We start from the raw sequence: 20,242 nt of genomic DNA on the forward strand, positions 1-20,242 counted from the left end.
TCGGACGGCTACGACACGAATCCGATGTCGGCGTAGTCGAGGTCGCGGAACCCGCGCGCCCCCACGTTTGCGAGGTCGGCGTCGACGGCCACGGTCTGCGGCCGCTGGTAGAGGGGCAGCACGTTGACCTGGCGCCACACCAGCCGGTCGGCCTCGTTGACCAGCTTCAGCGCCTTGGCGGGGTCGAGTTCGGCCATGGCCGCCCGCAGCTTCGTGTCGATCTCGGCGTTGCCGCTGCGGCCCAGGTTGGCGTTCCACGAGATGTCGTCGCCCTGGGAGCGCACGCCGTCGGCGTAGGTGCCGTAGGAGGCCGAGACCGGGAACGGGGTGCCGACGTAGGAGAAGGGCGCGATGTCGTAGTTGCCGGGGATGACGTACTTGGTGAAGAAGTCGTTGCTCGGCACGGTCTCGATGGTCAGCTTGATGCCGAGCTTGGCCAGCATGGCCTGGGTGATCTCGCCCTCCGAGCGGGCCAGCTGGAGGCCCGAGGGGATGACGAAGCGCAGGTCGAGCTGCTTTCCGGCCTTCTGGCGGACCGCGCCGCTCAGCCGCCAGCCGGCCGCGTCGAGCAGCGCGCCGGCGCGGGCGGCGTCGGGGCCGGCCAGTTCGCCGGCGTTGGGGCGGTAGCCCTGCTGGCTGTTCATCAGGAAGTGGTTGTCGAGCAGCGTGACCGGCCAGTTGAGGCCCTTCAGGTCGCTCTTGGCGAGGACCGCGCGGTCGATGCCGAGCGCGACGGCCTGGCGGACCCGGATGTCCGACAGGATCGGGCTCTCGCCGTTGAAGGTGAAGTGGCGGAAGTCGGGACCGGCCGCCTGACGCACCACCGCGCCCTCGGCCGACTTGGCGCGGGACAGGTCGGCCGCCGACGGGCCGATGTCGAACACGTCGAGCTCGCCGTTGGCGAAGGCGGCGACGCGGGCGTCGGATTCGAGGCCCCGGAACACGATCGCGTCGAGCTTGGCGGACTCGCCCCACCACTTCCCGTCACGGTTCAGGGTGATCGTCTTGGCCCGGGTGTCGAACGCGCCGAACCGGAACGGGCCCGCCGTGACCGGGATCTTGCCGACCCAGCCCGCGTTGAAGTTCTGCGGCGAGGCGGTCGCGCTCTTCGGGTAGAGCGGCGCGAACAACGAGCGCCAGTCGCCGAACGGCCGCGCGAAGGTGACCACGACCTGGAAGTCGTTCTTTCCCTTCGCCACCGAGGCGATGTCCTGGTAGCCGGTCACGTTGGCGACGTGGAAGGCCGGGTCCTTGCCGCGCAGCGCCCGCCACTGGGCGTCGTAGTCGGCCCAGGTGATCGGCTGGCCGTTCGACCAGCGGGCCTTGGGGTTGAGGGTGTACGTCACCACCTGCTTCGGCGAGGTCGCCGTCACGTCGGCCGCGGCCACGTAGTCGGGGTCGAGCGCGGGCACCCCGTGTTCGTCGGCGCGGAAGGGGCGGGGCATGAGGGCGTCCATGACGGTCTTGACGTTGGTGTGGTTGCCGTCGATGTGGTTCTGGTTCCACTGGGCCGGATATTCGGTCAGGCCCCAGCGGAGCGTGCCGCCGGTCTTGATCTTCTCGCGCGCGGTCAGGTTGAGGTCGGCCGCGGTGACCGGGGCGGCCTGCTCGCCGGGCGCTCCCGGCTGGGCCGCGCAGGCGGCGGTCGTCAGGGCCAGTAGCAGGGCGCATGCGCGTTTCACGGTGCTTCTCCTGGATGGTGGTGGCAGGCGGCTCCCGAGTCGCCGCTGATCTCGGGTTCCTCGGTGACGCAGCGGGATCTCGGGGCGGCGGGGAGCTCGGCGTACAGGGGACAGCGGGGACGGAAACGGCAGCCGGTGGCGATCGGCGGGTCGTCGTCGCGCAGGGCGGCGGCGCGCAGCAGCGCCTTGGTGTAGGGATGGCCGGGGGCGGTGAAGATCTGGCGGGCCGGGCCGATCTCGGCGATCCGGCCCCGGTACATGACGGCGACGCGGTCGGCGATGCGCCTGATCAGCGGCAGGTCGTGGGCGACGAACAGGTACGACAGGCCGCGTTCGGCGCGCAGGCTCTCCAGCAGGGCGATGATCTCGGCGCGGATGGTCGGGTCGAGGGCCGAGACGGGTTCGTCGAGCACCAGCACGGCGGGGTCGAGCGCGATGGCGCGGGCGATGGCCACCCGCTGGCGCTGGCCGCCCGAGAGGTGGACGGGGTGGCGCGCGGCGTAGGCGACGGGCAGGCCCACCTGCGCCAGCAGCTCGGGCACCCGCCCCGGTGAGCGGCCGTGGGTGATGAGCGGCTCGGCGACGATCGCGCCGACGGTCATGCGCGGGTCGAGCGAGGCCGACGGATCCTGGAAGACGATCTGCAGGTCGCGCCGGACCCGCCGGCGGTCGCGCCGCGACAGGCGGGCGGTGTCGCGGCCGAGCACGGTGACGCTGCCCTGCTGCGGCCGGGCCAGCGCCATGATCTCCATGAGGAGGGTGGTCTTGCCCGACCCCGACTCGCCGACGAGCCCGAGGGTCTCGCCCGAGCGCAGGTCGAAGCTGACCCCGTCGACCGCCTTCACCCCGGGGTGGTGACGGACCAGGTCGCGAACGTCGAGGACGGTCCGCACCGGCCGCGCGGCCGCGGGCCGGTCGTCGGCCTCCATCGCCGCGATCAACGTCTTCGTGTACGCCTCTCTCGGCGCCCGCAGCACCTCCTCGACGGTCCCGGTCTCGACGGTCAGGCCGCCCCGCAGCACGTGCACGCGGTCGGCGGCCCTGGCGACCACCGACAGGTCGTGGGTGATGAGCAGCAGCGCCGCGCCGGTCTCGCGCTGCGCGGTCTTCAGCACGTCGAGGACGTGGGCCTGCACGGTCACGTCGAGGGCGGTCGTCGGCTCGTCGGCGATGAGCAGGTCGGGGTCGTTGGCGATGGCCATCGCGATGAGCGCGCGCTGCCGCATGCCGCCGGAGAACTCGTGGGGATAGGACCGGGCCCGCTGGTGGGGGTCGCGGATGCCGACCAGGTCGAGCAGCTCGACCGCCCGCCGCGCGGCGGCCTTCCGGGGCACCCGCCGGTGGGCCCTGATCGCCTCGGCGATCTGCGCCCCCACGCGGTGGACGGGGGTGAACGCCTGGAGCGGATCCTGGAACACGATGGCCATGGCCCGCCCGCGCAGCGCGGTCAGCCGCTTCTCCCCTGCCGTGGTGAGCTCCTCGCCGTTCAGCCGGATCGACCCGGTCGTGGACGCGGTGCGCGGCAGCAGCCCCATGACGGCCAGCGCGGTGGCCGACTTCCCGGAGCCCGACTCGCCGATGAGCCCGAGGACCTCGCCCCGGGCGACGGAGAAGCTCAGGTCGCGCACGGCGGGCGTGGCCCCGAAGGATATGGACAGGTCGGTGATGTCGATCACGCGCACGCTCGCAGGGCCGGGTCGAACCGGTCGCGCAGGTCGTCGCCGACCAGGTTGACCGCGACGATCAGGGCGATGAGCAGCCCGGCCGCCCACCAGAAGGTCCAGGGGGCGTAGAGGGCGGTCGGCGCGCCGTCGGCGATCAGCGAGCCGAGCGACACGTCGGGCGGCGTCACCCCGAAGCCGAAGTAGGACAACGACGTCTCGGCCAGGATCGCCGCGCCGACGTTCACGGTGGCGTCGGCGACCAGCAACGACGCGAGGTTCGGCACGACGTGGCGCAGCACGATGCGATGGGACGGCACGCCCATGAACCGGGCCGCCTTCACGTAGTCGCGGTCGCGCATCACGATCGTCGCGCCGCGCACCGCCTTGGCCGTCACCATCCACATGAACGCCGTCAGCAGCACGACCAACGCGATCCAGTCGTCGTGCCCCGACGAGACGACGGCCACGACGAGGAACGCCGGGATGACGAGCAGCAGGTCGGTGACCCACATCAGGGTGCGGTCGACCCAGCCGAGGAAGTAGCCGGCGAACGCCCCCACGAGCGCCGCCACGGTCGTCGCCGCGACGGCCACCACGAACCCGATGAGCAGCGACTTGCGCAACCCCAGCAGGGTCAGGACGAGCAGGTCGCCGCCGGAGGCGGTCGTACCGAACGGGTGGTTCGCCGTAGGCGGCTGGAGGAACGCCTCGAAGTCGCGGTCGGCGGCCGTCCAGGGCACCAGGATCGGGCCGAGGACGGCGAGCGCGGCGAGGAAGCTGAGCAGCGCGAGCCCGGCGATGCCGGTGGCCGAGAACATGCGCGGCCGGGCCGCGGGCGGCGTGCCGACCGATGTCGAAATGCCGGGGAAGCGAGACGCGGACGGCCGAAGGCCGGTCGTGGCTCGCGTTGTGAATCTGCCCCAGAGACTCGCGCTCATCGGGCCCTCCCGGGGTTGAGCACCCGCTGGAGCACGTCGGCCGCGACGGCCGACAGCAGCAGCGCAACGGCGGCCACGGCGGTGATCCCGGCGACGGTGTTGACGTCGCTGGTCTGGATCGCGGTGATGAGGCGCTGCCCGAGGCCGGGGCGGCCGAAGACCGTCTCGGTCACCGTCGAGCCGACCAGCAGCGCGCCGAAGGTGAAGGTCAGGTAGGTGGTCGTGGGGATCAGCGCGGTCCGCAGGGCGTGCCGGACGATGACCGTGCGCCGGGGCAGGCCCTTGGCGCGGGCGGTGCGGACGTAGTCGGCGTCGAGCACGTCGAGCATCGCGTTGCGCTGGTAGCGGCTGAAGACCGCCGCGAGCGGCAGGGCGAGGGTGAGCGCGGGCAGGACCAGATGCCGGAGCCGGTCGAGCGCGCCGCCGGCGCCCTCGCCGCTGACCATCAGGAACCGGGCGCCGGTCGCGTCGTTGAACCGGATCGCGCCCAGGATCAGCACGTTGGCCAGCACCACCGCCGGCACCGCCAGCAGCAGGAACACCACCGCGCCCGACACCCGGTCGAACCAGCGGCGGTGGTGGACGGCGGCGAGCGTGCCCACCGTCAGGCCGAGCAGCGCGCCGACCGCCAGCCCGGCCGTGACCAGCCGGAGCGTCACCCCGGCGCGGTCGGCCAGGTCGGCTCCGACGCTGAGGCCGTCCCAGGTGCGGCCGAAGTCGCCGCGCGCCACGCCGGAGATCCAGGTGAGGTAGCGGTCGAGCAGCGGGTCGTGGTCGTTGAGGTTGACCTCGGACAGGGCGGCGTCGACCACGGCGACCGGCGGCGCGGGGGTGCGGCCGGCGTAGTTGGCCCGCGGATCGAGGGTCACGGCGGCCAGCAGCCACGCCAGGCTGGAGGCGACGACGATCAACGCCGTGTAGTTCACCAGTCGCACCATGATTCCCTCCACCACCTCGCGTCACAGAGTAGTGGCAGAGCGTGATCAAATCAGGCGAGCCGAACGCGTGGATCGAGGAACGAATACGCCACGTCGACGAGAATGTTGGCGATCACGATGAACGCGGCGGCCATGATGGCCGCGCCGATGATGACGGGCAGGTCGCCGTCGCGCACCGACCGGATCATGAGCTGCCCGATTCCCTGCAGGCCGAAGACCGATTCGGTGACGACCACGCCGCCGAGGAGGGTCCCGACATCAACGCCGAACTGGGTGATCACCGGCGTCAGGGCGGCCCGCAGGCCGTGCCGGTAGGTGACCGACCGCTCGGGCACGCCCTTGGCTCTCGCGGTACGGATGAAGTCCTCGCCCATCGTGTCGAGCATCGAGCCCCGGGTCAGCCGTACGTAGACCGCCGCCTGGACCACGGCCAGGCAGATCCACGGCATGACCATGGTCGACAGGAACGCCCCCACGTCGATGAACGGGGAGATGTAGGGGCCGGGCTGCAGCCCCGACCCGGGGAACACCGACAGGGCGAGATAGATCATCAGGATGCCGAGCACGAACGTCGGCAACGAGATCCCGGCCAGCACCAGCACGGTCAGCGTGCGGTCGCGCAGGCTGCGCGGTTTGGTCGCCGAGACCACTCCCCCGCCCACCCCCATGATCATCCACAACACGGCCGCGCCGAAGACCAGCCACAACGTGCCGGGAAGGCTCTGCAGGATCAGCGTGGAGACCGGCGTCTGGCTGATGAACGAGGTGCCGAGGTCACCGCGCAGCAGGTTGCCGAGGAAGCCGAAGTACTGCTCGTAGAGCGGCCGGTCGAGCCCGAGGGTGTCCTTGATCTGCTCGACGACCTCGATGGGCGCGCGCGGCCCGGCCAGCCGCCGCGCCACGTTGTCGGCCGGACCGGCGAAGAACAGCAGGAACACCGTGGTGGCCACCAGCCACAACACCACGATCCCGAAGACGATCCGCCGGATGAGAAAGCGCCACACAGGTCACCTCCTGGGGTCGAGCGCGTCGCGGATGCCGTCTCCGAGGAGGTTGAACGCGAGCGTGGTGAGCAGCAGCAGCACGGCCGGGAAGATCAGCAGCCCCGGGGCGACGCGGTAGAAGTCGGTCGAGTCGGCCAGGATGGCTCCCCAGCTCGGGGTGCGGGGGTCGACCCCGAGCCCCAGGAAGCTGAGCGTGGCCTCGAACACGATCGAGGTCGGGATGAGCAACGAGGCGAGCACGGTGACCGGCGCGACCAGGTTCGGCAGCACGTCGATCACCATGATCCGCAACGGCGACGCGCCGAGCGACCTGACGGCCTCGGTGAACTCCCGCTCGCGGAACCCGATCGTCTGCCCTCTGACCACCCGGGCCATGGCGGCGAACGAGAAGAACGCGATGACGAAGATCGTCAGCGGCACCGACGCCCCCACGGCCGCGACCAGCACGATCGCCACCAGCAGATACGGGAAACTCAGCACGACGTCGAGCACCCGCGCGAGCACCCCGTCGACCCACCCGCCGTAGAACCCGGCGAGCAGCCCGACGACGACCCCGAACACCGTGGCGAGGATCGTGGCGCTCAGGCCCACGAGCAACGAGATCCGCGCCCCGTAGGCGAGCCGGACGAACAGATCCCGCCCGAGACTGTCGGCCCCGAGCCAGAAGTCGGCGCCCGGCCCGACGGGCAGTCCTTCGGGCGTCAACGCGGTCGAGGGATACTGCGTCAGCGGATCGTGCCCGGTGATCAGCGCGAACAGCGGCGCGAACAACGCCAGCAACGCGACCAGCACGATCACGACCATCGACGCGACCGCGGCCTTGTCGCGCCGCAACCGCTCCCAGGCCAGCCGCCAGGGCCCCTTGCCGTGGACGACCTCGACCTGGACGGGCTCCGCCTCGAACGCGGCATCGGTGAGACTCACCCGGCCCTCCCCTCGAACCCCGGCCGAGCCACCGGCCACCCGACCTCAGCTGCCGAAATTCCGCGACCTGCGCCGCTGGTGCGACGGGAGACCCCCCACCCACCCGGGGCCGACCCAGCGTCGCCGACGTGGCCGACGGAATCGGTCCGGGCGACCGCCCGCTGTGGAAAACCGCCTACGGACGCCCGCGACGGGCCGTCCGGGCGAGTCTCGCGTTGCCCGCACCGTGGACAGACGTGGTGCGCGTAAGGCGGACGACAGGTGCGGCTCATCGACCCGCCCCTCGGTTCTGCAGACGTTCGCGACCGTGGACCGCCCACCCACCCGGGGCGGGCCCAGCGTCGCCTGCGCGACCGACGGAATCGGCCCAGGCGACCACGCGTTGTGGACAACCGTTCACTGGCCCGGCTCCCGGCTCTGGAGGCGTTCGCCCGGTTCCAGTGGGAAGTGGCAGGCCCACTTGTGGCCGTCTCCCAGGAGGAGCGGCTCCTCGACCACGCAGCGTTCCTGCGCCTTCGGGCAGCGCGGGTGGAAGCGGCAGCCCGTCGGCGGTGAGATCGGTGACGGCACGTCGCCGCGCAGCACCACCCGCTCCCGCTGCCTGTCCGGGTCGGCGACCGAGGCGGCCGACAACAACGCCGCGGTGTACGGGTGGCGGGGGCGTTCGTAGAGTTCCTCGCCCGGGGCGATCTCGACGATCTTGCCCAGGTACATGACGGCCACGCGGTCGCTCACGTAGCGGACGACCGAGAGGTCGTGGGCGATGAAGACGTAGGTCAGGCCGAGTTCGGTCTGCAGGTCCTTGAGCAGGTTGACGACCTGGGCCTGGATGGAGACGTCCAGGGCCGAGACGGGCTCGTCGCAGACGACCAGGCGGGGGTTGAGGGCCAGCGCCCGCGCGATGCCCACCCGTTGCCGCTGGCCGCCGGAGAACTCGGCGGGGAACCGGTTGTAGTGCTCGGGGTTGAGGCCCACGAGCGCCATCAGCTCACGCACGCGTTCGCGCCTGGACGCGGGAGTGCCCTCGCGGTGGATGACCAGCGGGTCGGCGATGATCGAACCGATGCGGCGGCGGGGGTTCAGCGACCCGTACGGGTCCTGGAAGACCATCTGCACGTCGCGCCGCATGTCGCCGTCGAAGGTGATGGTCCCGGAGGTCACGTCGTACAGGCCGGTCATGCAGCGGGCCAGGGTCGACTTGCCGCAGCCCGACTCCCCCACCACGCCGAGCGTCTCCCCCGCCTCGACCGACAGGCTCACGCCGTCGACGGCGTGCACGCGGCCGACCTCGCGCCGGAAGAAGATGCCCGACTTGATCGGGAAGTACTTGCGCACGTCGGAGACGTCGAGGAGGCTCACCGGCCCTCCTCCAGCCAGCAGGCGTCGGGGTGGTCGTCGGGCCCCAGCATCGGCGGCTCCTCGATCGGGCAGCGCGGGATCCGCACGGGACAGCGGGGGTGGAAGGAGCAGCCCGTCGGCGGGCTGAGCAGGCTCGGGGGGCGGCCCTCGATGGGCTTCAGGCGCTCCTTGCCCTGCGGCAACGAGTTGAGCAGGCCCCTCGTGTACGGGTGGCGCGGGTCGTGGAACAGCGCGCGGCGGCCGGCCTTCTCCACCGGCTTGCCGGCGTACATGACCATCACCTCGTCGGCCATGTCGGCGATGACGCCCAGGTCGTGGGTGATGACGATCAGGGCGCAGCCGAGCCGTCCGAGGAGTTCGAGGATCTGGGCGCGGACGGTCGCGTCGAGGGCCGTGGTCGGCTCGTCGGCGATGATCAGTTCGGGGTCGAGCGCCATCGCCATGGCGATCATCACCCGCTGGCGCATGCCGCCGGAGAACTGGTGCGGGTAGTCGCGGGCCCGCGCGCCGGGGATGCCGACCTGTTCGAGCCGCTCGCGGGCCACCGTCCACGCCTGGTCCTTGCTGACCCGGCGGTGGACGAGGACCGCCTCGGCGATCTGCCTGCCGACCGAGTACATCGGGTGCAGGCTCGACAGCGGGTCCTGGAAGACCATGCCGATCCGGGCGCCCCTGATCCGGCGCAGCCGCTCGGCCGGCATGCCGATCAACTGCTCGCCGTCGAACAGGGCCGAGCCCTCGACCCGCGCGCCGGGGATCAGGCCCAGCAGCGCCTGGACGCTGACGCTCTTGCCCGAGCCCGACTCGCCGACGACACCGAGCGTCTGCCCGGCCTCGACCGCGAACGACACGCCGCGCACCGCCCGCAGGTCGCCGTCGGGCGTCGAGAACGTCACGCGCAGGTCCGCGACCTCCAGGAGGCTCATGAGGCCAGCCAGAGCTGCGTGTAGTCGAACTGCTGGGTGAGCGGCGTGTAGAGGGCGTTGCGCACCCGGTCGGAGTGGAAGATCGGCACGTTCTGCGAGGTCAGCGGCACGATCGGCGCGTCGGCCATGATGCGGGCGTTGGTCTGCTTCCACAGTCCCTCGGCCTGGCGGGCGTCGGGGGCGGTCAGCGCCCGGGTGATGAGGTCGTTGACGGCCGGGTCGTTGTAGGCGCCGTAGTTCGTCGAGCCCTCGGTGTAGTTGCGGCCGTCGAACAGCGGCACCACGATCGAGCGGGCGTTGTTGCCGTACCAGTCTGGGATCCAGCCGGGCGCGCCGATGTCCCACTTGCCCTCGCGGCTCTTCTGGACGCTGGACAGGTAGCGGCCGTAGAAGTCGTCGGGGGCGGTCGGGATGAGCTGCGTGGTGATGCCGCACTTGGTCAGGTCGCCGGCGATCGACTGGGCGACCTTCGGGTGGTTGCCGTTGGTGCGGTAGGGGAACTGCAGGTTCAGGTTGACGGCCCCGGCCTCGGCCAGCAGCGCCTTGCACCGGTTCACGTCGCCCCGGCCGCCCGGGGTGGCGTAGGGGCGGACCGTGCTGTCGTACCCGATGGAACCCGGCGGGATCGCCCCGTCGAGCACGGTGTTGATCTTCGAGCCGCCGTAGATCTGGGCGATGGCCGCCTTGTTGACGACGTAGTTGATCGCCTGCCGGACCTTCACGTTCGCCAGGGCGCGGTTGTTGTTGGGGCTCTGCATGTTGAAGGCCAGGAACGGGTTCAGCGTCGAGCCCTCGTAGACCTTGTAGGCCGGGTTGCCGGTCAGGCGCGGAATGGCCGAGGTGGGCACCGGCTGGTCCCACGACAGGTCGGCGACGCCCGCCTCCAGCTGCTGCTGGACGACGTCGGGGCTGTCCTGGCCCAGGGTGACCAGGATGCGGTCGACCCAGCGGTGGCGTACCGGATCACTCGACTGCTTCCACACCGGGTTGTGCTCCAGCATGATCTGCCGGCCCGCGAAATAGGTGGTGATCTGGTAGGGCCCGGCGGAAACGGTGTTCTGCCGGAAGTCCGGCCCGTCGGGCACGTATTTCTCGTATTCGACCGGGGCCGCCGAGGCGAAACCGAGGGCCATGATGTTGAGGAAGTCGCTGGCGGGCGCGGTGAGCTGGATCTTCAGCGTGGTCGCGTCCACCGCCTGAACGCCGGAGATGCGCGTCGCGTTCATGAACTTCGCCATTCCGGCGGCCGTCTTCGGCTGTTTCTGGAACGCGGTGAAGAATTCCTGGAAACCCGCGATGGTCTGGGTGAAATAGGAGATGCCGCCCGACGGCTGCACCGGGTTGGCCAGCCGTTTCAGCCCCCGCTCGAAGTCGGCGGCCACGACCGGGCGCGGCGGGCTGGTGTTCCACATGACGTCGGGCCGGAGCGTGAAGGTGTACGTCTTCCCGTCGTCGCTCACCTTCGGCAGCGCGGCGGCGACGTCGGGCACGACCTTCCCGGCGACCGAGATGTCGCTCCCGGCCGGATAGGTCACCAGCTGGCGGGTCCAGGTGCGGCCGAGGTTGTAGGCGACCACCGTGTAGGACGACGAGGGGTCGAGGTGGTCGACGTCGCCGGAGCCGACGACCCGGAGCATGCCGCCCTTCTGCGGCCCGCTCCCCGTCGCGGTGGTCTGACCGCCCCCACAGGCCGCGAGGACCATGGCGAGGGCCGGGACCAGCAGGCCGGCACGTTTCCTCATGGGACCCCATCATGTGATCACGCCACCGATGGGGCCGCAAAACCCGTGCCAGGTGTCGGTCAGGACAGCTCGTCGACCGCCGACCGCACGTCGTCGCCGGTGATGGTGGTCAGCTCGGCCGAGGTCGCGCTGCCCTGCGCGGCCAGCCGGACGTCGCGCCGCATGGCCGCCCGCTCGTAGAGGGACCGGGCGAACCGCCCGTTGCCCAGGCCGTCGATGAGGCGCTCCTGGCAGACGTAGCCGAACACGTCGTTGAGGTCGCGCGTGGCGGCGGCGTCGAACCGGTCGCCGGCGTCGGCGGCGGTCATCTCGGCGATCTCGGCGAGCTCCGCCGGCGAGTAGCTCGGGAACACGACCCGGCTGTTGAACCGGCTGCCCAGCCCGGGGTTGGTGTTCAGCAGGGCGTCCATCTCCCGCTCGTAGCCCGCCAGGATGATGACGAGCCGGTCGCGGTCGTCTTCGGCCCTCTTCAGAAGGGTCTGTACGGCTTCCGCCCCGAACGCGTCACCCCCCGAGTAGCCGGAGTTGACCAGCCCATACGCCTCGTCGATGAACAACACCCCGCCGAGGGCGCGGTCGACCAGCTCGTTGGTCTTGATCGCGGTCGCGCCCAGGTGTTGCCCCACCAGGTCGGGCCGCGACGCCTCGACCACGTCGGGCCGGGCCAGCAGCCCGAGCGCGGAGAAGATGCGCCCGATGATGCGCGCCACGCTGGTCTTGCCGGTGCCGGGCGGCCCGACGAACACGAAGTGGCGGGTCTGCGACTGGACCGGGAGCCCCTGCTCCTCGCGCATGCGGGCCACCCGCAGCTGCGCGGTGATCGCCCTGACCTGCCGTTTCACCGGTTCGAGCCCGGCCATGCGGTCGAGGTCGGCCAGCGCGTCTTCGAGGGTCGGGGTCGCCTGGTAGCCGCGGAACCGGGCGGTGATCTCGCCGAACGCCTTGGAGACGTCGGAGGCCGTCGTCGTCACCAGGTCTTCGCCCCGGGGCGCTCCCCCGACGCTGATCACCCGCACGTCGCGGGCCTGCGCGGCGGCCTCGACGACGCTGCGCGCGAACCGGGCGTTGCCCAGTTCGTCGACCAGGCCGCGCCGGTGGACGTCGTCGAACAGGCCCAGCAGCACCGGCCGCGCGGCCGGGTCGAGGCGGTCGCCGCGCTTGACCTGGAGCGCCTCGGTGATCTCGAGCAGCTCGGAGGGCTGGTAGCTGGGGAACCTGACGCGGGTGGAGAACCGGCTCGACAGGCCCGGGTTGGAGGCCAGGAAGGCGTTCGTCTCCTTCTCGTATCCGGCCAGGATGATGATGAGCCGCTCGCGGTCGTCTTCGGCCCGCTTCAGCAGCGTCTGCACGGCCTCGTGGCCGAACCGGTCGGTCTGCCCGTCGCCGGAGTTGATGAGCGCGTAGGCCTCGTCGATGAACAGCACCCCGCCGAGGGCGCGGTCGATGAGCTCGTTGGTCTTGATGGCGGTCGCGCCGAGGAACTCGCCGACCAGGTCGGCCCGCTGCGCCTCGACGACGTAGGGGGTCTCGAGCAGGCCGAAGGCGTAGAAGATCGAGGCCAGGCTGCGGGCGACGCTGGTCTTGCCGGTGCCGGGCGGGCCGACGAAGACGAAGTGGCGCATCGGCGCGTCGGAGGTGAGCCCGGCCTCGCGGCGCAGCCGGGCCGCCTCGATGGAGGCCGCTATCGAGCGCACCTGCTCCTTGACGGGTTCGAGGCCGATCATGCCTTCGAGCTGCGCGAGGGCCTGCTCGACCGTGATCTGCGGCGGGCGGCTCTGGTGGTCGGCGTGGGCATAAGGGTGGGGCGGAGCCCCGGCGCGGACCCGCTGCTGGGCGGGCACCTCGGGCGGCGCCTGGCGGGCCTTGGCCTGACGGGCCAGCACGAACCGCCAGACGAGCACGACGGAGGCGGCGCCGTAGGCGCCGTAGAGCGCGGCCGGGTCGCTGACCAGGCGCAGCAGCATGCCGGCGACCGCCGCGGCGGTCAGCGCCAGCGCGGTGGTCAGCCACGGGGGCACCCAGCGGATGAGATGGGCGATGGCCGCCACGATGAAGCCCAGCAGCCACATCGGAATGAGCAGGAGGGTTCCCACGGCCTGGCTGTTGGCCATCTGAAGCGTGAACGTCGAGACCGGCGTCCACACCGCGACCACGATCATCGTCGCCGCTGCTCTGGGGAAATGCAGGGCCAGCACCGTGAACGCCAGGATCGTCAACGTGGCGAAAAAGGTATAGAGCATATCCCAGCCGAGTCCGGCGGCCAGTGCCACCGAAGCGACCAGTAACACGATGAAAACGGCTCTTCGGGCGACCGGAGGAAGAGCGAAATAGCGCTGTCGCGCCTGCTCGAAAGCGTTTCTCGCAGCCACTCGCCCCGTGGGGCGGGCTCGGCCGTCCTCCCGCATCCTGCCTCCCCGGTCCGCCCCCGGTTATACCGCACGGGAAAGACGAATGGGTGGACCTAGCGCGTGCGAGCCTGGTGGCGGCCGGGATATTCCCGGACCAGAACCTCACGCGGGGTGATCCGCAGAACGTCGTTGTCGGCGATGGCCACGCCGCGCACCTCGGCCCAGAACCGGGGGTCGCCGACGAAGACCGCCACCCGGGGATCGCGCTCGACCGCCTCCCACGCGTCGTCTCCGGCGATGACCCGCATCTCCCCCGACGGGCTGACCGACGTGACCGCGCTGACCGCGACCGAACGCGGCCCGCCCGGCCCGGCATAGGAGAGCACCACGCTCCGGGAGAAGGTGGCGGCGTGGCGCACCTCGTCGGTGAGGCCCGAGGAGGGCCCGAGGTCGGCGGGCGGGTGGTCGCGCGGCACGAGCGAGGCCCGGGTCGGCCCCGGCGCGCCCCGCCACCAGGCCGACGCCCCCCTGACGAGGAACGCGAGAGCCACCCCGCCGAGCGCCCCCCACCCCCGACCCGCCGCACCGACTCGGGCGCGCCCCCGCCGGCCACCCCGAGCACGGCCGCCCCGAGCGAAGCCAGCACGGCGACCCCGAGCAACACCAGCGCGACGACCAGCCAGCGATCCCCCCGCAACACCCGCACGGCCCCCGCCCTCCGCAGGGCCACCACGAGCCAGACCGCCAAGCCCGCCAGCACCGGCACCGCGACGACACCGACCACCGCCACCACGGAAGAGACGACCGGCGCGGCGAACACCCCCGACACCGACAACACAGCCGGTGCGGCCAGCGCAACCGACAGCGCCAGCTCAGTCGGTGCGGCGACCGCACCGGATATGGCGGGGGCGGCGAGTATGCCGGGTTCCTCGAAAGGCGCCATCGCGGTGAGGGATGGCCAGGGGAGGGCGGCGGCAAGGGTGATCCACCAGGCGCGGCCGACGATCAGCCAGAGGGTCACGTCGGCGTCGCGGCGGGCGATCGGGTCGCCGGGGACCTTCGCGAACTGGGTCAGGGCTTTCAGCGGGTGGCCGCGCCAGGTTTCGACCAGGAGTCGCAGGATCAGCAGGGCGGGGGCGTTGAACAACACGAAGCCGAGCGCGCCGGCCCACTCTCCCCCGGCCACCGGGGCGAGGAAGGAGCCGGTCAGGGTGATCTCCAGGGCGGGCATCCCGGCCACGCCGATCACGTAGGCGGCCACCGTCATCACCGCGACGGTCACCGAGACACTCAGCCACAGGTCGCGCCCGAGCATGGCCGGGACCAACGGCCACACCGCGACCTTGGCGGCCTGCCGCCAGGTGATCACCGGGACCGCCGCGAGGACGGCCCATCCGGCGATTCTGGCCTCCTGGTGGAGGTCGAAGCCGAGCCCGGCGACGGAGACCGCCGTCAGGGCGATGGCCAGGAGCAGCCGGATCCGGCGCGACCAGGTCTCCAGGGCGCGGCGGGCGCGGCCGGTGTCGCGGGGGTCGGCGTCCCAGGCGGGATCGTGGTGGTCGCGGTGCCGGTCCCAGCGCAGGAGGGTGAGGCCCAGGTTGACGCGGGCCCCCGGCTGGCCGGGGTCGCGGCGCAGCGCCGCGCGGTAGTTCGCGGCGGCGGTGTCGTGGTCGCCCCTGATCAGGGCGAGGTCGCCGGACAGGGCGTGGGGGCCGGGCTCGTCGGGGGCGTAGCGGACGGCGCGGCGGGCCTCCTCCCGGGCGTCGTTCCAGCCGGACGGGAGCCGCCGCAGCGCCCCGGCCAGCCGGAGTCGCGCGGCCCAGGAGCCCGGCGCGAGCCGGACGGCCTCCTGGGCCGACGCGACCGCCTCGGAGTCGCGGCCGAGACGTTCCAGAGCGAGGCTCGCCAGGCGATGCCCCCACTCGCCGTGCGGATCACGATCCACCGCCTGACGAGCGGCCTCCAGCGCCTCTTCGGGCCGGTCGCGGCGTAATCGTGCCGCCGCGACCCCACACCAGGCCCGTGGATCGGCGCGGTCGCTCGGGGGCGGCACCTCGGACGCGGGTTCCCGCCGGGCACGGGAAGGGTGATCCTCGGCATCGCTCCCCACCCCCGAATGATCTGGTGCCGGGCGGGGCGTGGCTAGGGCCCGCAATACACCTCTATCTCTCTAGAGAGGTCTGCCCGGAGTCAAGCGCGGCGACAGCCACTTGACCGCCATCACGTAGCGGTCTTCAAGGTTGGCGTGGGTGCCCTCGAAGAGCTCGAAGAACACGTTCCCGGCGGGCACGCCGGCCTTCTTCACCTCCTCGTGGAAGGCGGTGGCGCCCATATCGATGAAGTATTCGTCGTTTCGTCCGGCGTCGATCCAGATGCTGTGCAGGCCGCGGAGCTCCTCGGCGTGCTTGGCGGCCATCACGACCGGGTCATATTCCAGCCACCTCAACCACACTTCGGGAACCAATCTCCCGAGGTGGTCGAAGGGGATGTCAACCGAACCGCCCGGGTTGGCGGAGTAGGAGGCGGCGTTGCCGTAGAAGAGGATGAGGTGGCTGCCGGGGCAGCGTCCGCCGGTGGCGTGGAAGCGGTCGAGGAACCTCTCCCAGGAGCCGTCGTACTCGTCGCGCAGGATGCGGGCGGCGGGTACGAATTCGCGCGGGTAGAGCACCTCGAACAGGGCGTCGCCCGCGTGGGTGGCCAGGGCGCCGAACAGGTCGGGGCGCAGCATCGGGGTGATCATCGCGCCGTAGCCGCCGCTCGACTTGCCGGTGATCGCGCGGTGTGCGGGCGCGGCGAGGGTGCGGTAGTGCTCGTCGACGAAGGGGACGACCTCGTCGCAGAGGTAGGAGTGGTAGGCCCCGTGGCCGTGGGAGTCGACGAACTGGCTGCCGCCGAGGCGGGTCCAGGCGTCGACGTAGACGACGATCGCGGGCGGGGCCTCGCCGCCGGCGAAGAGCCGGTCGAGCATCTCGGGCACGGTCGGCCGCCACGGCTGGCGGTTGCCCCACATGACGACCTGGCCCGAATAGCCCTGGAGGACGTAGATCGTCGGGTACGCGATCGCGCCGTCGTCGTAGCCCGGCGGGAGGTACACCCACAGGGGGCGTTCGTACGGGTCGCCGAGAGGGTTGTCGCGCAGGACCCCGCTGACCACGGTGACTCGATCGAGGCGTCCGGACATTTCCGCATTCCAGGGCAGCATGCTCATCACACTATGACGGGAATTTCCGGGACACTCGGGCGGAGACCGAGTCTTGGCAACCGCCTGAGTGATCTTCGGTGGATCACCTAAGCTGCGCCTCATGTTCCCGAGGGCCGACCCGAGAGCGGACCGGTGGGCGATCCTCGCGCTGCTGTGCTTCAGCCTGCTCCTGATCGCCGTCGACGCGACCGTCCTGCACATCGCCGTGCCGGCGCTGACCGCCGCGCTCGAACCGACGGGCGTGCAGCTGCTGTGGATCATCGACGTCTACTCGCTGGTGGTCGCGCCGCTGCTGGTCACGTTCGGCACGCTCGGCGACCGGTTCGGGCGGCGCAGGCTGGTGCTGCTCGGCTACGTCGTGTTCGGCCTCGCCTCGCTGGCGGCGGCGTTCGCGGCCACGCCCGAGGCGCTGATCACCGCGCGGGCGTTCCTGGGCGTCGGCGGGGCGATGATCATGCCCGCGACGCTCTCGATCATCCGGCAGGTCTTCACCGACCGGCGCGAACGCGCCGTCGCGCTGGGCGTCTGGAGCGCGGTGGCGGCCGGGGGCGCGGCCCTCGGGCCGGTGCTCGGCGGGGTGCTCGTGGAGCACTTCTGGTGGGGCGCGGTGTTCCTGATCAACGTGCCGCTGCTGGTGGTCGCGCTGCCGCTGGCCGCCCGGCTGATCCCCGACGTCTCCCACCGCCACGGGCACTCGTGGGACTGGCCGAGCGCGCTGCTGTCGGTCGTCGGCGTGCTCGCCGTCGCCTTCGGGCTCAAGGAGGCCGGCTACGGGCACACGGTCGGCCGGGGCGTGGCGGTGCTGATCCTGCTGGGCGGGGTGGCGGTGCTGGCCTGGTTCGTGGCCCGTCAGCGGGCGCTGGCCGCGCCGCTGCTCGACCTCGGGCTGTTCGCCAACCGGGGGTTCGCGACCGGCGTGGCGTGCGTGTTGTTCGCGGTGTTCGCGCTCGTCGGGCTGGAGCTGCTGCTCGCGCAGTACCTGCAGCTCGTGCTCGGGCTGCGGCCGCTCGACGCGGCGCTGCGGATGTTGCCGCTGATGGTGGCGGCGATCTGCGGCGGCCTGGCGGCGGCCCACGTGCTGCAGCGGATCGGGCTGCGGGCCACCATGAGCGGCGGGCTCGCGCTGACGGCGCTCGCGCTCACGCCCACCCTCGGCTGGGGCGTCGAAGACCACCCGCTCACGCTGACGCTCTGCTTCGTCGGCATCGGGTTCGGCATCGAGGTCGCCCTGCTGGCCGCCTCCGACGCCATCATGTCGGCCGCGCCCGAGTCGCGCGCCGGCGGCGCGGCCGCCATCGAGGAGACCGCCTACGAACTGGGCGCGGGCCTCGGCATCGCCGTCCTGGGGACGGTCACCACCATCGTGTACGCCCCCCGGCTCGCCGCCGTCGCCGGAGTGCCCGGGGAACTGCTCGCCGAAGCCCGGGGGTCGCTCGCGGCGGCCGCCCACGTGGCCGCGGAGGTCGGCGGCGCGGCGGGGGCGGCCCTGCTCCAAGTGGCCCGATCGGCGTTCGTGTCGGGGCTGCACGCCGCCGTCGGGGTGAGCGTCGTGTTGCTGCTGGCCAACGCGTTCGTGGTCGCGGTTCTGGTGCGGGGACGGGAACGCCGGGCCGAGAAGGAACGTGTCTCCGTCTGACATATGCGGGTTGGTTCTGGGGCAATTGCCTCGTAAAGCCATCCCATAACCCCCCAGAATGAGTCCCGTGAAGAAAACCTTCATCGACCTCGCCACGCTCGCGGCCCGTATAGGCGTCGGCGGGATCTTCTTCGCCAACGGCTGGGCCAAGCTGCGGGCCGGCCTGGACGCCACCGAGACACAGTTCCTCCAGCTCGACGCGCCCATCCCGTCGTTCTGGGCGGCCTCCACCATGCTCATCGAGCTGCTGGGCGGCACTCTTCTCATCGCCGGGCTGGCCGTGAAGATCGTCGGCGTGCTGCTGTTCGCCGAGGCACTCGCGGTGTTCATCCTGGCCGCCGGCGACACCGGCCTGCCCCTGACGGGCGGCAGCGTGCAGCTCGTCGTGGCGCTGGGCGCCGCGTCGGTGCTGCTGTCGGTGAACGGCGGCGGACGGCTCTCGGTCGACCACATGGTCGTCATCAAGCGCCGCGACGCCGAGGCGGCCGACGAGATCGCGGCCGACATGGAGGCCGACACGGTCATCAACGCGCTGCGTGAACCCAAGCGGAGCGAACCGACGCCCGATGCGCCGGCGCAGTCGAAGCCGTCGCCGGATTCGGAGCGCACCGACGCGCACAAGGGCCCGGTCACCTTCCCGAACCAGCCCGACGAGCCGACCGCGCCGCACGCCAAGCCGAAGCCCGCGCCGCGCAAGCCGCGCCGCGACACCACGACCGAGAGCCGGAGCGAGCCGGCGACCGGCGGCGAACCGGGCGACACGCTGGTCGCCGGCCGCCGGAGCGGCAAGACCGAATAGGCCGTCGCCGAGCGCGGCGCACGCGGCCGCTCGGCGCCGGATGCGGCGCGTGCGGAGGGCGGCGGTCGGCGCCGGGGTAGGCGGAGCCGTAACGGAGAAGAAGGAAATATGACGCTTCCGGTGATCGACGTGCGCCCGCTGCTCGACGGCGGGCCCGCCGACGGGGTGGCCGCCGAGATCGAGGCGGCCTGTGTCGACAGCGGCTTCTTCTACGTCACGGGGCACGGCGTCTCCGCCGATCTGATCGAGGAGCTCGACGACTGCGCGCGGCGGTTCTTCGCGCTGCCCGAGGAGACCAAGCTCCAGATCGCCATGTCGCGCGGCGGCCGGGCCTGGCGGGGCTTCTTCCCGGTCGGCGGCGAGCTGACCTCGGGGCGGCCCGACCTCAAGGAGGGCCTCTACTTCGGGGCCGAGCGGGAGCCCGACGGGCGGCCGCTGCACGGACGCAACCTGTTCCCCGAGGAGATCCCCGAGATGCGCGGCGTGGTGCTGCGTTACCTCGGCGAGGTCGAGCGGGCGGCGCAGGCGGTGCTGAGCGGCGTGGCCCTCAGCCTCGGGCTGCCCCGCGACCACTTCTCGGCGGGGTCGACGGCCGACCCGACCGTGTTGTTCCGGATCTTCCACTATCCGCCCGGCGTCGACGACTCGTGGGGCGTCGGCGAGCACACCGACTACGGGCTGCTCACGCTGCTGCTCCAGGACGCCAACGCCGGGCTGCAGGTGCGCACCTCGGCGGGCTGGGTGGACGCGCCGCCGATCGCCGGGACCTTCGTGTGCAACATCGGCGACATGCTCGACCGGCTCACCGGCGGCCACTACCGCTCGACGCCCCACCGCGTGTTCAACGCGACCGGCCGCGACCGGTTGTCCTTCCCGTTCTTCTTCGACCCGGGCTGGGACAGCGAGCTGCCGCCGCTGCCGCCAACCGCCAAGGGCTTCCGGCGCTGGGACGGCCAGGACCTGCGGGCGTTCACCGGCGCCTACGGCGACTACCTCCTGGGCAAGGTCTCCAAGGTGTTCCCAGAGCTGCGCGACGAGGTCATCTGAACCTTTCACCCGGCCCGGACCGGCCGCAACCTC

16 protein-coding genes are annotated in these 20,242 nt (G+C 71.7%); 4 read left to right on the forward strand and 12 right to left on the reverse strand.

What is annotated here, in order from left to right:
- Positions 1-8: 8 nt before the first annotated feature.
- The 11 genes from AW271_RS09005 to AW271_RS09055 all read right to left on the reverse strand — a co-directional run bounded on the left by AW271_RS09005 (position 9) and on the right by AW271_RS09055 (position 14,076).
- Entirely contained in the window at positions 9-1,682 is a 1,674-nt protein-coding gene (locus AW271_RS09005) for an ABC transporter family substrate-binding protein (protein ID WP_083976320.1), read from the reverse strand.
- Positions 1,679-3,364: a dipeptide ABC transporter ATP-binding protein gene (locus AW271_RS09010; RefSeq protein ID WP_062334802.1), complete on the reverse strand. Its 1,686-nt coding sequence runs from the start codon at positions 3,362-3,364 to the stop codon at positions 1,679-1,681. Before AW271_RS09010 ends, AW271_RS09005 begins: the two co-directional genes overlap by 4 nt.
- Complete coding sequence (locus AW271_RS09015) at positions 3,355-4,164, reverse strand: ABC transporter permease (protein WP_157553987.1); 810 nt, start codon at positions 4,162-4,164, stop codon at positions 3,355-3,357. Before AW271_RS09015 ends, AW271_RS09010 begins: the two co-directional genes overlap by 10 nt.
- Before the next feature lie 116 nt (positions 4,165-4,280).
- Positions 4,281-5,222, reverse strand: a complete 942-nt coding sequence (locus tag AW271_RS09020; RefSeq protein ID WP_245652999.1) for an ABC transporter permease — start codon at positions 5,220-5,222, stop codon at positions 4,281-4,283.
- A gap of 50 nt (positions 5,223-5,272) precedes the next feature.
- A complete protein-coding gene (locus tag AW271_RS09025) occupies positions 5,273-6,226 on the reverse strand; it encodes an ABC transporter permease (RefSeq protein ID WP_062334808.1) in 954 nt (317 codons plus the stop codon).
- Positions 6,227-6,229: 3 nt separating this feature from the next.
- Positions 6,230-7,150 carry an ABC transporter permease gene (locus tag AW271_RS09030; protein ID WP_062334810.1) on the reverse strand — a complete coding sequence of 307 codons (921 nt, stop codon included), beginning with the start codon at positions 7,148-7,150 and terminating at the stop codon, positions 6,230-6,232.
- 396 nt (positions 7,151-7,546) lie between these two features.
- Entirely contained in the window at positions 7,547-8,509 is a 963-nt protein-coding gene (locus AW271_RS09035; RefSeq protein ID WP_062334813.1) for an ABC transporter ATP-binding protein, read from the reverse strand.
- Positions 8,506-9,435, reverse strand: a complete 930-nt coding sequence (locus AW271_RS09040; protein WP_062334816.1) for an ABC transporter ATP-binding protein — start codon at positions 9,433-9,435, stop codon at positions 8,506-8,508. Before AW271_RS09040 ends, AW271_RS09035 begins: the two co-directional genes overlap by 4 nt.
- Positions 9,432-11,177: an ABC transporter substrate-binding protein gene (locus AW271_RS09045; RefSeq protein WP_062334818.1), complete on the reverse strand. Its 1,746-nt coding sequence runs from the start codon at positions 11,175-11,177 to the stop codon at positions 9,432-9,434. Before AW271_RS09045 ends, AW271_RS09040 begins: the two co-directional genes overlap by 4 nt.
- Before the next feature lie 59 nt (positions 11,178-11,236).
- The gene (locus tag AW271_RS09050) at positions 11,237-13,417 is read right to left on the reverse strand and encodes an AAA family ATPase (RefSeq protein WP_439648964.1); all 2,181 of its coding nucleotides are present in this window, start codon (positions 13,415-13,417) and stop codon (positions 11,237-11,239) included.
- Between the two features lie 221 nt (positions 13,418-13,638).
- Positions 13,639-14,076, reverse strand: coding sequence for a hypothetical protein (locus tag AW271_RS09055; RefSeq protein WP_062334823.1), 438 nt, complete (start codon positions 14,074-14,076; stop codon positions 13,639-13,641).
- 863 nt (positions 14,077-14,939) lie between these two features.
- On the opposite strand from AW271_RS09055, the gene AW271_RS09065 reads away from it, so the two are divergent.
- Complete coding sequence (locus tag AW271_RS09065; protein ID WP_062334827.1) at positions 14,940-15,518, forward strand: hypothetical protein; 579 nt, start codon at positions 14,940-14,942, stop codon at positions 15,516-15,518.
- Between the two features lie 177 nt (positions 15,519-15,695).
- On the opposite strand, the gene AW271_RS09070 is transcribed toward AW271_RS09065, so the two are convergent.
- Positions 15,696-16,706, reverse strand: a complete 1,011-nt coding sequence (locus tag AW271_RS09070) for an alpha/beta hydrolase (RefSeq protein ID WP_245653000.1) — start codon at positions 16,704-16,706, stop codon at positions 15,696-15,698.
- A 121-nt stretch (positions 16,707-16,827) separates the two neighbouring features.
- Here AW271_RS09070 and AW271_RS09075 point away from each other — a divergent pair, with 121 nt between their 5' ends.
- The 3 genes from AW271_RS09075 (at position 16,828) to AW271_RS09085 (ending at position 20,209) form a co-directional block, all read left to right on the forward strand.
- Positions 16,828-18,363 (forward strand): MFS transporter, encoded by a 1,536-nt coding sequence (locus AW271_RS09075; RefSeq protein WP_062334832.1) that lies wholly within the window; start codon positions 16,828-16,830, stop codon positions 18,361-18,363.
- 67 nt (positions 18,364-18,430) lie between these two features.
- The gene (locus tag AW271_RS09080) at positions 18,431-19,162 is read left to right on the forward strand and encodes a DoxX family protein (protein ID WP_062334834.1); all 732 of its coding nucleotides are present in this window, start codon (positions 18,431-18,433) and stop codon (positions 19,160-19,162) included.
- 108 nt (positions 19,163-19,270) lie between these two features.
- Positions 19,271-20,209 carry an isopenicillin N synthase family dioxygenase gene (locus AW271_RS09085; protein ID WP_062334837.1) on the forward strand — a complete coding sequence of 313 codons (939 nt, stop codon included), beginning with the start codon at positions 19,271-19,273 and terminating at the stop codon, positions 20,207-20,209.
- Positions 20,210-20,242: the final 33 nt, after the last annotated feature.

The sequence above is a fragment of the Herbidospora sakaeratensis genome, assembly GCF_001570525.1.
GTDB classification, from domain to species: Bacteria; Actinomycetota; Actinomycetes; order Streptosporangiales; family Streptosporangiaceae; genus Herbidospora; species Herbidospora sakaeratensis.